Source organism: Halopiger thermotolerans (genome assembly GCF_054654555.1).
The window spans coordinates 246,434-258,649 of sequence record NZ_BAAIEU010000003.1 but is presented as its reverse complement, the minus strand read 5'-3'; the positions used below and the strand labels follow the sequence as shown (position 1 = coordinate 258,649).

Sequence of the window (12,216 nt, the reverse complement as noted above, 5' to 3'; positions counted from 1 at the left end):
ATTAGTCACCAGCCAGCGATTCCTGACTGGCCGCGCAGTTGTTCGGGCCGAGCTCGAGTTCGAACGCCTCCTCGTCGTCGGCGTCCTGCTGGCCGAGGTTCGTCGGAATGATGTCCTCGTAGTTGGCCGGCCGGGGCGGCATGTCCGAAAGGATCAGCTCGACGAACTCGTCCTCGTCCATCGTCAGTGCGTCCATCTCCGCCTCGAGCTGGCCGATCGGCGCCGTGTAGGTACCGTCGTCGGCTGGCTCGGCGGCGTCGCTGACGTGAGCGCCGCCGATGAGGGTGTCATCGGGCAGCGTCAGCACGCGCTCCTGGAGCGACTCGTAGAGCTGGCTCGCGGCCTCGGGTGCGCCGTCGTCGCCCTCCTCGAGGTCGGGGCGGGCGACGCTCTCGACGAACAGGCCGTCGCCGGTAGCCAGCAGCGAGTCGTCGATCAGGTACGAGGTCATCCCGGAGGTGTGACCGGGTGTGGAGACCGTTTCGATCGTGGCCGATCCGACCTGGAACTCGTCGCCGTCTTCGGCCAGCGTCATCTCGTCGGCGTAGGTGACTCCGCGTTCGACCGACGCTTCTGGAATGACGCCCTCGACGCCTTCAGCGTCGAGTTCACGGACGCCCGAAATGTGATCCGCGTGGATGTGCGTGTCGATCGCGTACGTCAGATCGGCGCCGAGTTCCGCGGCGTCCTCGAGGTAGCGGTCGGTGAACGCGCGTAGCGGGTCGATCACGGCCGCCTCGTCGCCGTCGACGAGGAGGTAGCCGAGACAGCCGCTCGAAGGGCGCTGGTACTGGTAGACCGTCCCGGCGCCGTCGTAGCGCTCGACTTCGACGCGCTCGTAGATGCGCGCCCAGCCGTTCATCCCGCCCTCGAGGTGGTCGACGTCGTAGCCGCGCTCTTTCAGCGTCGCGGCGACGTACTCGCTCGAGCCGCCCTTCGCACAGAGAACCGTTATTTCGCGGTCGTCGGGTATCTGTCCAAGAACGTCGTCATCGACCTCATCGTCGAGGAACTCGAAGTACGGGACGTTGATCGTCTCGACGTTCTCGCCGTCGATGTGCCACGTTTCGAAGTCCGACTCCATGCGGGTGTCGAGGAGCGTGATGTCTTCACCCGCATCGATGCTATCCTTTAGCTCGTCGGGACTAACCGATTCGACCTCGACGTCCGGCAGTGGAAGATCCATGTCGTCCATGATGTACAGTACTCGGTATCGGCTGCTGGCACTTAAGGGTTTGTGTAGTATCCCATCTAATGCGCAATACAGTTCTGCCAGACACATAGGGTATCACCCCATATGCACTCTAAATGCGCTATCTAGGCCGAATGATCAAAATCAGTATTTTGTATATTGCACAATAATCGATGCTCTTTTATTCCGCGAAACGGTATTGTACGATGACTCCAATACGGAGCACAAAGAGAAACTATGAGTTCGGAATACCAAACCGCCGAAACGCTGGACGTGAAAGGACAGTCGTGCCCGATGCCCATCGTGAAGACGAAGCAGGCGATCGACGACCTCGAGGACGGCGACGTGCTCGAAGTCGTCGCGACGGACGCGGGCAGTATGAGCGACATTCGCGGGTGGGCCGAGGGGACCGACGGCGTCGAACTCCTCGAACAGGTCGAGGAGGAGGGGCTGTACATCCACTACGTGAGGAAGACGGAATAATGAGCACGGACAATCAAACGGCTCCCGTCGACGACGGGGACGTCGAGATCGACGCCGCCGAGTTACGGGCGCTGCGCGAGCGCGTCGACGAACTCGAGGAGTCGGTCGCCGACCTGGACGACGACGGACAAAAGAAGATGACGATCGTCGCCACGCAGGGCAGCTTCGACATGGCGTACCCGCCGCTGATCCTCGCGAGCACGGCGGCCGCCTTCGGCTGGGACGTCGTCGTCTTCCACACGTTCTGGGGACTCGACATCCTCCACGAGGAGAAGTCGAAGGACCTCAAGCTGAGCGCCGTCGGCAACCCGAACATGCCGGTCCCGAACGCCGTCGCTGCGCTGCCGGGCATGGACACGGTAGCCACGAAGATGATGCGGAAGAAGATCGACGAGAACGGAACCGCCACCATCGAGGAGTTGATCGATCTCTCCCTCGAGAGCGGCGTCGACCTGCAGGCCTGTCAGATGACGATCGAACTGATGGACTACGACGAGGACGACTTCTACGACGGCGTCACGACCGGCGTCGGCGCAGCTACCGCGTTGCAACACATGGCCGAGTCCGACATCCAGCTGCTCGTCTAATAACGGCACCGGGTCTACTCCGTCGAAGCCGAGCCTGCGCGTCCTCGAGAAAGCTACCGCCACGGAAGGCGTCGCTGCAGATCCGCCCCCGCGGGCCGGCTGACCGAACCGGACGTCGTCCGGCGATACAATAGGGGGAGGACCGTGCGAATTCGTCACTGGGTCGAATCGATCGGTATCGTCGACTACACCGAAGGCAGCGGGGGAGCTGTCCCCAGTTTCTACCGATGGATAACGCCGGCGCCCTCAGCTACCGATCCTCGACTCGCTCCACGGTAAAGAGGTCGTCGTCGGTCAGGACCGTTCGGACGCGGCCGTGCCAGGCCTCGGCGAACGCCGCCCGTTCCTCGTCGGTCGCGGTCCCGTCGATCAGTTTCTCCAGGTACTGCGCGGCTGGGCCGGGGCCCGGGACGTCCCCGACGTGGTACGTGACCCGAACGGCCTCGCCGGTGTCCGTCCGTTCGAACGTGAACGTGGGGTCGGTCGCGTCGGCGTCGCCGAAGTGCAGGAGACGCTTTCGGTCGCCGTATCCGTCAGCGAGCCCGCCGAAACCGTCCTCCTCGGCGGCCCCCGTCACGAAGGAGACGATTCGGGACATCACGCCGTAGGTCGCGTCGGACTTCGGCCCGCCGGCGGTCGCTTCGACGTCGCCGCGCACGGGGTACTCGTCGGGATCCGGGTAGAGCTCGCCGAGCCCGAGCTGGGCGATCCGAAACGCGCCCGACGCCGTCGGGCAGGAGTGGCCGGCCTCCGTCACGACGTCGGCGTAGCTGATCACGAACGGCTCGCCCGGCTTCAGGACCGCCAGCGCCTCGGCGACGGGATCGCGGATGCGGATCGGGTCGACGTTCTCGTACTCGATGTTCCAGTTCGTTCGGTCGCGGTCGCGGGTATGTTCGCTCATCGTTGTGGAATGTGGGTTGTCGTGGGAGTGTCGGACGGCTGTAGTGTAGCAGTCGATAGTCAGTACCGCAGCAGGCGCATCCCGTTGAGGATGACCAGCAGGACGCTGCCCTCGTGGACGAGCATCCCGCCCGCGAGGTGGACGTTGCTTGTCAGCACGCCCGCGAGCAGCAGGATCACCGTGACGATCGCAACGGCGACGTTCTGGAGAACGTTCCGGCGCGTCCCCTTGCTCAGTCCGACCGCGTAGGGGATGCGTTCGAGATCGTCGGCCATCAGCGCCATGTCCGCCGTCTCGATGGCGGTGTCGGTTCCCGCCGCGCCCATAGCGACGCCGACGTCGGCGGTCGCCAGCGACGGTGCGTCGTTGATGCCGTCGCCGACCATCGCGACGACGCGGCCCCCCTCGCGGAACGACTCGATGACGGCCTGCTTGTCCGCCGGCAGGAGTTCCGCGCGGTAGTCGTCGATGCCGACCTGCGCCGCGACCGCTTGAGCCGTCCGCTCGTTGTCGCCGGTGAGCATCACGGTGCGTACGCCGGCGTCCTTCAGCGCCCGGACGACGCCGGGAGCGGCTTCCCGCAGTTCATCGCGAAGGGAGATCACGGCAACCACCGTCCCGTCTCCGCTCGCTCGTTCGGCGGTCTCGCTCCCGTCGGTCGCTGCGTCCGCCAAGACGACGTAGACTGCCGTCTCGCCGGCCGCCTCGCGCTCGCGGACGTGCGCTTCGACGTCGTCCGGTACGGCGACGCCGCGCTCGTCGAGCAGCGTTCGGTTCCCGACGACGATCTCCCGGCCGTCGTAGCGTGCGACGACGCCTTTCCCGGCGGCGACCTCGAAGTCGTCCGGGTCCGGAATGCCGGTGTCGGCGACGACGGCACCGCCGTCGGTCGCAACGCGTTCCGAAACGTCGGCGTCGCGAGCCGCCTCAAGGACGGCGTCCGCCAGGTGATGTTCGCTCTTCTTCTCGGCGATACCGGCCAGGCGGAGCGCCGCCTCGGGGTCGTAGTCGAACCCCTCGACCGACGAGACGGTCGGCTCGCCCTTCGTGAGCGTCCCCGTCTTGTCGAACACGACGAGATCGATCTTGCCGGCACGCTCGAGGTGTTCGCCGCCTTTCATCAGAACGCCGTTGCGGGCGGCGTTGCCAATAGCGGAGACGATACTCACCGGCGGTCCGATGACGAGCGCGCCGGGGCAGCCGATGACGAGCAGCGTCAGCGCCAGCAGCACGTCGCGGGTGACGACGTAGGCACCGACGGCGAGCAGGACGATCGCGGGCGTGTAGTAGCGCGCGAACCGGTCGATGAGCTGCTCGGTCGGCGCCTGGGCTTCCTGGGCCTCCTCGACGCGGCGGATGATCCGCCGGAGCGTCGTGTCCGATCCCGTACTCGTCGCCACGACGTCGAGCGCACCGTCCTGATTGACGGTCCCCGCGTACACGTCGTCGCCTGCGGCCTTGTGAACGGGCGCGCTCTCGCCGGTGACCGGCGCCTGATTGACGGCGCTCTCGCCGGCGATCACCTCGCCGTCGACGGGAATCTTCGCGCCGGGTTTGACGATGACGGTCTCGCCTTCCTCGACCTCGCGGGCGGGCACTTCGACCTCGTCGCCGTCGCGGCGAACCAGCGCCGTGTTCGGCGTCAGCTCGAGCAGTTCCTGAAGCGCGGTGCGCGTCTTGCGCATCGTCCGCCCCTCGAGATAACTGCCGAGGCTGAACAGGAAGACGACCGCGGCTGCCTCCCAGTACTCGCCGATCACGATGGCGCCGACGGCAGCCAGCGTCACGAGCGTCTTGATGCCGACCGTTCGACTCTGGAGTTCGTAGTAAGCGTTCTTCGCGATGTCGTATCCGCCGATCACCGCCGCGAGGACGAGTACGCTCGCGGCGTCATAGGCGGTGACATACCCGAGACTCCAGCCGCCGGCGTACAGGAGGCCGCTCGTCGCGGCGATGACGGCCTTGCGGTGTTTGCGGTAGTACTGTTTGACGTTCATGAATTCGGTCCGCTTACGCGGGCTGGGGGGAGTAGCCCCGGTTCTCGATGATGGTCCGGAGGTCGGACGGGTCGGTCACGGTCGGATCGTACTCGATCTCGACGCGGCCGGTGGTGTAGTGGACGTCGACGATCTCGACGCCGCTCGTTCGCTTCAGCGCGCGTTCGACGGTACTTGCACAGGTCGGACAGTCGAAGTCCATCACGCGAAACTGGACGGTTTCGGTCATTTCGTTTCTCCTCACGCTCACGTACGCCCCTGCGGCGCATAAGTATTGATCAAATGATATGTTTCGATAGTCGCATCGGCGCTGCGACCGGTTCAACGATCCGTTTGAACGGTCGCGGTAACCGCGCGTACTTTAAAGGATACGCCACGAACACCAGCCCGATGAGCGCCTTCGAATCCGACGTCGAACTACGGGACATCGTCGTCCGAGATACCGACGTATCGAGCGCGGTCGACGAGCCCGTTCGAGCGATGATTTTAGACATGCTCGCGGAGCGTGCGATGACGGTCGATGACGTTCACGAAGCGCTGCGCGACCGTGGATTCGACAGAACGGTAAACACCGTTCGCCACCACGTAAACGAGCTTCGAGACGCCGGTCTCCTCGAGATCGAACGACTGGAGGAACGCCGCGGAGGAACGCTGAAATTTTACCGCGCGAATACCATCGTTCTCTCGTACTCCGTCCCCGAGACGGCTCGGGATGACGTCTCCGAGATGGCCGACTGGATGAGTCCCCGGCTGGAACCGCTCATCGAGGAACTGTTAGACGAGTACGGGGCGGACATCGAGCGAATCGCCGATCAGATGGCGCCCTGTGAACACTGCCGGACGCAGAAATACGAGACGTATCTTCTGCTCACGGTGCTTCGTCGGGGGTTCGTCAACGCACACGTGGAACACTAAAATAGACGAGTATAGTGTATATGTTAAATCCTATACTGGTCCGGTGACCGCGTCTGTACGCGGTCACGCTACCGAACGAGGTACTGCGATATTTGCTCTCGTATCGTGTGTGCGACCCGCCGTCGGCGACGCGATTTGACGTCGACCTCGATGCCGTTACTTTCGAGCCACCGCCGCACTTTGCTACTTCCGGATTTCCGTTCGATTCCGACCTGTTTGAGGTGCTTGATCGGGTGTCGGAGCCAGTTGTACTCCTCGTGGGCGAACACGTCGATGTAGTCCGTCGAGTGGGCGACGAGGATGACGTGGAGCTGCCTGTCGGCCAGCAGGGTCGGTCGATACGTCCAGCTCCCGTTGGGCTCGGACCCGACCGGCGGTTGGTGATACCACGCCAGCGGATCCCAATCGAAGCCGTGCTTCTGGAGCGTCTTGGTGAACTCGTCCAGCGGCCGCTCGACGGTGCCGACGTATCCGGTCTCGTAAAGATGGTATTCGGGCTGGCCGAACGTACGAGCAAGTCGGGTGATCAAGGGACCGAGTCGCTGTCTGATGCGGTAGGGTACGTCCGGGTTAAGAGCCTCGACGATGGTCCGCATGTAGTGGCCGTTGTGGTTCCAACGCCTCGAATGTGTTGCAGGCTCTACGAACCGTAGCGAAGCCAGCTACACCGCATCAGAGGGGGTTCGAGCGGAGCCACACCGTGCTAACTACGACCGCCGTTCAGCAGAACGGTCCTCACAGCCGCCGGCGATCGCTCTCCGGCACCGTGACCCGTGACGAGAACGCTCGGTTACGCTGTCGGCTTCGTGGAACCGATAGGCGATGCGACTATGGCGACGACTCGAGGTCGGCGGTAACAATCCCGCGAGCATCCGGGACGCCCGTCGATTATGGAGGACCGCCGTAACCCTCCCACGAGGTGGCCCCTTGGGCTTCGTAGTGGTTGACGAGTTCTTGGATGAACTCTTCCCGAGTCTCTCCCTCGGCGAGGTGCTCGTCGATCTGTTCGAGCAGTTCGTCGCTCACCTCTATCTTCGGGGTCACACCGTTCGTTGGCCGTCTAGCAGGATAAAGGTCGGGGACCGTGGGGGCAAGTCACGCGATATCGAGCGGTAACTCGAGGGACCGCCCGCTCGTGCCGTCTGCTGGAGCCTCGAGCAAGCGGGTTCCCGTCCGTGACGGCCGTGGTCCGTGGCCAGCAGAACCCGCGGTTTCAGTCGCGTGAGAGGGAGTCATCGTCGCGGTTCCCAACGAGGGTTCACGGCGGCCGTTTCCTCCACCCGGTGTACTGTCGCGACGCTCACCGAGCATTCTTCGATAGGTTACTCGACGGACGGCGTATTAACCATAGTTAGTTACAAAATCGGCCCCCGGTCGCTGTAATGCAAAGTATTATGGTTATGTGTGTTGCGACACCACATCACACTCTGGCTCACGCCAGGGAGTCCCACCATGGAATTTAACGGGGAATTCGAACTCGAGGATACGACCGTCGACGAGGTATGGCTCGCCCTGTCGGATCCGGCGCTGATCGAGGAGTCGTTGCCGGGGTGTCAGTTCCTGCTGCGCGTCGACGAGACCGACGTCGACTTCGACGAGTTGCGCGAGGAGGCGGCGGATCGGGAGGTCGAACCGACCGCGGATCCGGACGTCATCGCCCAGCGCGCGTTCGAGGAGGGCGGACACTACGCGGCGCTGATGCAGATCAGCGTCGGACCGGTGAATCCGACGTTCGAGACGGTGGTAACGATCGATCACCGCGAGTATCCGGAGATGTCCGCCGTGGGCGAGGGCTCCTCGAGCAACAGCTCCTTCGAGATGGCGTCGGGGATGACCCTCACAGAGATCGAGGACGGCGTCGCCGTGGAGTGGGAAACCGAAGCCGACGTGTTCGGGAAGGTCGCCCAGATGGGCCAGCGGGTCATCAATCCGGTCGCGAACCGGGTCGTCAAGCGGTTCTTCTCCTCGGTGCAGGAGCAGCTCCACGAGCGACAGCTCGCCGACGCCGCCGCTGACGTCGACGCGGACGCGACGGCGAACGGATCCGAATCGAGCGAGAGCGACCGAGGACTGGTCGACAGGGTGCTCGGCCGTTCGGGAAGCGACGCGAGCGATTCGTAACGCCATGGCAGAACGAGACATCACGCTGACGGTCAACGGAACAGCACACGAACTGACGGTCGAACCGCGGACGCTCCTGGTTCACGCGCTCCGGGACGAACTCGGATACACCGGGACGAACGTCGGCTGCGAGAGCAGTTTGTGCGGTGCGTGCACGGTCCATCTGGACGGCGACGCGGTCAAATCCTGTACGGTTCTGGCCGTGCAGGCCGACGGCGCAGCGATCGAGACGGTCGAAGGGTTGGCCGAGGATGGTGAGTTCCATCCCATTCAGGACGGCTTTCAGGAGGAACACGGACTCCAGTGTGGCTACTGTACGCCCGGGATGATGATGACGGCGACCGATCTCCTCGAGGAGAACCCGGACCCGAGTCGCGAGGAGATCCGCGAGGGGCTCGAGGGGAACCTCTGTCGGTGTACCGGCTACCAGAACATCGTCAACGCGGTCGAGAACGCGGCCGATGCGATGGGTCCCGCCGCCGTCGCCGACGGCGGCTGCGGCCGCGATTGTGCCGCGGACCGATCGGAGTCCGATCGCGACCCCGACGGTCACGCGGTGCGCTGGCCGGACGATGGAGGTGACGCCGAATGAGCATCGACTCGATCGATCCGGAGGAGGTCGACGCCGCCGACATTCTCGGCTCGGCCATCGAACGGCGGGAGGACCCCGCGCTTCTCACCGGCGACGCCGAGTACACCGACGACATTCAACTGCCCGATATGGCCCACGTGGCGATCGTCCGCAGCCAGCACGGCCACGCGAAACTCGAGGGCGTCGACACGAGCGCGGCGGAAGCGATGGACGGCGTCGTCGGCGTCTACACCCACGACGACCTCCACCGCGAGGACACGCCCGGCGGCGGGTCGTACTCGCTGCCGGTCGGCTGGCTGCTTGACAGTCTCCGACAGGTCGACCATCCGATACTGGCCGACGATCGGATCCGGTATCAGGGGGACGCGATCGCCGTGGTCGTCGCCGAGGACCGGTACACCGCCCACGACGCGGCCGACGCCGTGGCCGTCGACTACGAGCGGCTCGACGCCGTGACCGACCCGGCCGAAGCGCTCGCGGACGACGCGCCCGAGCTCCACGACGACGCCGCGGGCAACGTCGCGTTCGACTGGGAGATCGGCGACGCCGAGAAGACCGAGGAAGCGTTCGAATCGGCCGCGCACACCGCGAGCATCGACCTCGAGAACCAGTTGCTCATCCCGAACGCGATGGAGCCCCGCGCCGCCGTCGCCGACTACAACCCCGGGACCGACGAGCTCGAGGTGTTCATGACCTCCCAGAACCCCCATCTGCATCGGCTGCTCATGTCGGGGGTGATCGGTCATCCGGAGCACAAACTTCGGATCAAGGCGCCGGAGGTCGGCGGCGGCTTCGGGAGCAAGATCCACCACTACGCGGACGAAGCGCTCGTCGCGTGGGTGGCCAAACACCTCGAGCGGCCGGTCAAGTGGACCGCCACCCGCACGGAGACGTACAAGACCGACGCGCAAGGCCGCGGACACGTGACGACGGCCGACCTCGCGATGAACGAGGACGGCGACATCCTCGGCCTCCGCGTCGACACGAAGGCGAACCTCGGCGCGTACCTCTCGACGTTCGCGCCCGCCGTCCCGACGTACCTCTACGGGACGTTGCTCTCGGGACAGTACGACATTCCGGCCATCCACTGTTCGGTGACCGGCGCGTTCACGAACGTCCCCCCGGTGGACGCCTACCGGGGCGCCGGCCGTCCGGAGGCGTCGTTCGTGATCGAGCGGTTGGCGAAACTCGGCGCCGAGGAACTGGGGATGGATCCCGCCGAGTTCCGCCGCCGGAACTTCGTCCCCGAGGACGCGTTCCCGTACGAGACGCAGGTCGCCGTCGTCTACGACAGCGGCGATTACGAGAAGACGCTGGACAAGGCCCTCGAGATGGTCGATTACGAGTCGTTCCGCGAACGGCAAGAGGAAGCGCGCGCGGACGGCCGATACCTCGGCATCGGCTTCTCCTGTTACATCGAGGCCTGCGGGTTGGCGCCCTCCGAACTCGCCGGCCAGCTCGGCGCGCAGGCGGGTCTCTGGGAGTCCAGTCTGGTCCGGTTTCACCCCTCTGGGACGGTCACGGCCTACTGCGGCACGTCGGGGCACGGACAGGGTCACTCGACGACGTACGCACAGATCGTCGCGAACGAACTCGGCATCCCCTACGAGGACGTCGAGGTCGTCGAGGGCGACACTGACGAAATCCCCCACGGGATGGGGACCTACGGCTCCCGATCGGCCGCGGTCGGCGGGAGTTCGCTGGTCAAAAGTTCCGAAAAACTCGTCGAGAAGGCCCGCGAGATTGCGGCCCACCAGCTCGAGGCCGATCCCGCCGACATCGAGTTCGAGGGCGGCGAGTTTCAGGTCTCGGGCGCGCCCGACCGGTCGATCGGCATCACGGAGGTCGCCGAGCAGTCCTACCTCGCTCACAACATCCCCGACGACATGGAGCCCGGGCTCGAGGCCACGTCGTTCTACGACCCGGACAACTTCGTCTTCCCGTTCGGGACCCACGTCGCGGTCGTCGAGGTCGATCCCGATTCGGGCGAGATCGAGTTCGAGCAGTACGCGGCCGTCGACGACGTGGGCAACCAGATCAACCCCAAGATCGTCGAGGGACAGGTCCACGGCGGCGTCGCCCAGGGCGTCGGCCAGGCGCTCTACGAGGGCGCCGAATACGACTCGAACGCACAGCTCGTGACGGGGTCGATGCAGGACTACGCCGTTCCGAAGGCGATGCACATCCCGGAGATGGACACCGGATCGACCGTCACCGAGAGTCCGCACAACCCCCTCGGCGTCAAAGGCGTTGGCGAGGCGGGCACGATCGCGGCCCCGCAGGCGATCGTCAACGCCGTCGTCGACGCGCTCGAGCCGTTCGGGGTCGATCACGTCGAGATGCCGATGACGGCCGAGCGGGTCTGGAACGCCGTCGACGGGGCCGCCGAACCCGAGCCCGAAACCGAGACGCCGGCCGCCGCGGACGGTGGAACGGACGATTCGGACGCCGCCGCGGACGGCGGGACCGACGACGCGCTCGACAGTCCCGATACTACCGCGGACGGCGACGGAGGTGATTCCTGATGTACCCCGACGAATTCGACTACTACGAGGCGACGACGGTCGAGGAGGCGATCGAGCTACTCGAGGACCACGCCATGGAGGAGACGGAGCTGCTGGCGGGCGGCCACAGCCTGCTCCCGGCGATGAAGACCGGCCTCTCGAGTCCGGACGTCCTGATCGATCTCGGCGGCGTCGACGCCCTCCACGGCGTCGCCGTCGACGGCGAGACGCTTACGGTCGGCGCGATGAGCCGCTACAGCGACCTCCTCGACGCCGACGCTGCCCACGAGCACGCGCCGGCGCTGACCGCGGCGGTCGAGCAGGTGGGCGACCGGCAGGTGCGGAATCGAGGGACGATCGGCGGCAACCTCGCGCACGCGGACCCGGCCTCGGATCTGCCCGCCGCAGCGCTGGTCTCCGACGCGACGCTGGTCGCGCAGGGGCCCGACGGCGAGCGAACGATCCCCGCCGACGAGTTCTACTACGGGATGTATGCCACCGATCTCGGCCCGGCCGAGATTCTCACCCGAGTCGAGGTGCCGTCGGCGGGCGACGCCGTCGGCACCTACGCGAAGAAGCCGAGTCCGTCCTCGGGATACGCGATGGTCGGCGTCGCAGCCCTGCTGATGGTCGACGACGGAACCGTGACGTCGGCTCGAATCGGCGCGAACGGGGCGACGGACCACGGCGTGCGCCTCGAGCCGGTCGAGGACGCCCTGACCGGCGAGTCGCTCGACGAGGAGACGATCGCGGCGGCCGCCGAGCACGCGACCGACGACGTCGACGCGGCGCTGCTGATGGACGACCTGCAGGCGTCCGGCGAGTTCCGCGCCCAGCTCCTGGAAGTGTACACCGAGCGGGCGCTCGAGAAGGCGGTCGATCGGCTCTCCGCACCCGCAGCCGCGGACTGAAGCGACGACT

13 protein-coding genes are annotated in these 12,216 nt (G+C 65.5%); 7 read left to right on the top strand and 6 right to left on the bottom strand.

Annotated elements, in window-relative coordinates:
- Nucleotide 1 precedes the first annotated feature (1 nt).
- A complete protein-coding gene (locus ACYQ26_RS06465; protein ID WP_459808046.1) occupies nucleotides 2-1,195 on the bottom strand; it encodes an MBL fold metallo-hydrolase in 1,194 nt (397 codons plus the stop codon).
- 234 nt (nucleotides 1,196-1,429) lie between these two features.
- Between ACYQ26_RS06465 and ACYQ26_RS06460 the strand changes: the two genes are divergently transcribed.
- Both ACYQ26_RS06460 and ACYQ26_RS06455 read left to right on the top strand, forming a co-directional pair.
- The gene (locus tag ACYQ26_RS06460) at nucleotides 1,430-1,675 is read left to right on the top strand and encodes a sulfurtransferase TusA family protein (protein WP_459808045.1); all 246 of its coding nucleotides are present in this window, start codon (nucleotides 1,430-1,432) and stop codon (nucleotides 1,673-1,675) included.
- Entirely contained in the window at nucleotides 1,675-2,262 is a 588-nt protein-coding gene (locus tag ACYQ26_RS06455) for a DsrE/DsrF/DrsH-like family protein (protein ID WP_459808044.1), read from the top strand. Before ACYQ26_RS06460 ends, ACYQ26_RS06455 begins: the two co-directional genes overlap by 1 nt.
- 250 nt (nucleotides 2,263-2,512) lie before the next feature.
- On the opposite strand, the gene ACYQ26_RS06450 is transcribed toward ACYQ26_RS06455, so the two are convergent.
- The 3 genes from ACYQ26_RS06450 to ACYQ26_RS06440 are packed head-to-tail and all read right to left on the bottom strand — an operon-like array spanning nucleotide 2,513 to nucleotide 5,392.
- Nucleotides 2,513-3,166 (bottom strand): hypothetical protein, encoded by a 654-nt coding sequence (locus ACYQ26_RS06450; RefSeq protein WP_459808043.1) that lies wholly within the window; start codon nucleotides 3,164-3,166, stop codon nucleotides 2,513-2,515.
- Nucleotides 3,167-3,225: 59 nt separating this feature from the next.
- Nucleotides 3,226-5,163, bottom strand: a complete 1,938-nt coding sequence (locus tag ACYQ26_RS06445) for a heavy metal translocating P-type ATPase (protein ID WP_459808042.1) — start codon at nucleotides 5,161-5,163, stop codon at nucleotides 3,226-3,228.
- Between the two features lie 13 nt (nucleotides 5,164-5,176).
- Entirely contained in the window at nucleotides 5,177-5,392 is a 216-nt protein-coding gene (locus ACYQ26_RS06440; protein WP_459808040.1) for a heavy-metal-associated domain-containing protein, read from the bottom strand.
- 161 nt (nucleotides 5,393-5,553) lie between these two features.
- On the opposite strand from ACYQ26_RS06440, the gene ACYQ26_RS06435 reads away from it, so the two are divergent.
- The gene (locus ACYQ26_RS06435; protein ID WP_459808039.1) at nucleotides 5,554-6,078 is read left to right on the top strand and encodes a helix-turn-helix domain-containing protein; all 525 of its coding nucleotides are present in this window, start codon (nucleotides 5,554-5,556) and stop codon (nucleotides 6,076-6,078) included.
- A 68-nt stretch (nucleotides 6,079-6,146) separates the two neighbouring features.
- On the opposite strand, the gene ACYQ26_RS06430 is transcribed toward ACYQ26_RS06435, so the two are convergent.
- A complete protein-coding gene (locus ACYQ26_RS06430; protein ID WP_459808037.1) occupies nucleotides 6,147-6,674 on the bottom strand; it encodes a hypothetical protein in 528 nt (175 codons plus the stop codon).
- Between the two features lie 292 nt (nucleotides 6,675-6,966).
- Nucleotides 6,967-7,122, bottom strand: coding sequence for a DUF7557 family protein (locus ACYQ26_RS06425; protein WP_459808036.1), 156 nt, complete (start codon nucleotides 7,120-7,122; stop codon nucleotides 6,967-6,969).
- Between the two features lie 408 nt (nucleotides 7,123-7,530).
- Between ACYQ26_RS06425 and ACYQ26_RS06420 the strand changes: the two genes are divergently transcribed.
- The 4 genes from ACYQ26_RS06420 to ACYQ26_RS06405 are packed head-to-tail and all read left to right on the top strand — an operon-like array spanning nucleotide 7,531 to nucleotide 12,206.
- Nucleotides 7,531-8,199 carry an SRPBCC family protein gene (locus tag ACYQ26_RS06420; protein ID WP_459808035.1) on the top strand — a complete coding sequence of 223 codons (669 nt, stop codon included), beginning with the start codon at nucleotides 7,531-7,533 and terminating at the stop codon, nucleotides 8,197-8,199.
- Nucleotides 8,200-8,203: 4 nt separating this feature from the next.
- Entirely contained in the window at nucleotides 8,204-8,791 is a 588-nt protein-coding gene (locus ACYQ26_RS06415; protein WP_459808033.1) for a (2Fe-2S)-binding protein, read from the top strand.
- Entirely contained in the window at nucleotides 8,788-11,316 is a 2,529-nt protein-coding gene (locus tag ACYQ26_RS06410; protein WP_459808032.1) for a xanthine dehydrogenase family protein molybdopterin-binding subunit, read from the top strand. Before ACYQ26_RS06415 ends, ACYQ26_RS06410 begins: the two co-directional genes overlap by 4 nt.
- Nucleotides 11,316-12,206 carry an FAD binding domain-containing protein gene (locus ACYQ26_RS06405; RefSeq protein ID WP_459808031.1) on the top strand — a complete coding sequence of 297 codons (891 nt, stop codon included), beginning with the start codon at nucleotides 11,316-11,318 and terminating at the stop codon, nucleotides 12,204-12,206. The genes ACYQ26_RS06410 and ACYQ26_RS06405 overlap by 1 nt, the downstream gene beginning before the upstream one ends.
- Nucleotides 12,207-12,216: the final 10 nt, after the last annotated feature.

What these genes read in the sequence shown, in the direction of transcription:
- ACYQ26_RS06410 (WP_459808032.1), top strand. Translation starts at nt 8,788, where the DNA reads ATGAGCATCGACTCGATCGATCCGGAGGAGGTCGACGCCGCCGACATT.
- ACYQ26_RS06430 (WP_459808037.1), bottom strand. Translation starts at nt 6,674, where the DNA reads ATGCGGACCATCGTCGAGGCTCTTAACCCGGACGTACCCTACCGCATC.
- ACYQ26_RS06420 (WP_459808035.1), top strand. Translation starts at nt 7,531, where the DNA reads ATGGAATTTAACGGGGAATTCGAACTCGAGGATACGACCGTCGACGAG.
- ACYQ26_RS06450 (WP_459808043.1), bottom strand. Translation starts at nt 3,166, where the DNA reads ATGAGCGAACATACCCGCGACCGCGACCGAACGAACTGGAACATCGAG.
- ACYQ26_RS06435 (WP_459808039.1), top strand. Translation starts at nt 5,554, where the DNA reads ATGAGCGCCTTCGAATCCGACGTCGAACTACGGGACATCGTCGTCCGA.
- ACYQ26_RS06445 (WP_459808042.1), bottom strand. Translation starts at nt 5,163, where the DNA reads ATGAACGTCAAACAGTACTACCGCAAACACCGCAAGGCCGTCATCGCC.
- ACYQ26_RS06405 (WP_459808031.1), top strand. Translation starts at nt 11,316, where the DNA reads ATGTACCCCGACGAATTCGACTACTACGAGGCGACGACGGTCGAGGAG.
- ACYQ26_RS06455 (WP_459808044.1), top strand. Translation starts at nt 1,675, where the DNA reads ATGAGCACGGACAATCAAACGGCTCCCGTCGACGACGGGGACGTCGAG.
- ACYQ26_RS06415 (WP_459808033.1), top strand. Translation starts at nt 8,204, where the DNA reads ATGGCAGAACGAGACATCACGCTGACGGTCAACGGAACAGCACACGAA.
- ACYQ26_RS06465 (WP_459808046.1), bottom strand. Translation starts at nt 1,195, where the DNA reads ATGGACGACATGGATCTTCCACTGCCGGACGTCGAGGTCGAATCGGTT.
- ACYQ26_RS06440 (WP_459808040.1), bottom strand. Translation starts at nt 5,392, where the DNA reads ATGACCGAAACCGTCCAGTTTCGCGTGATGGACTTCGACTGTCCGACC.
- ACYQ26_RS06460 (WP_459808045.1), top strand. Translation starts at nt 1,430, where the DNA reads ATGAGTTCGGAATACCAAACCGCCGAAACGCTGGACGTGAAAGGACAG.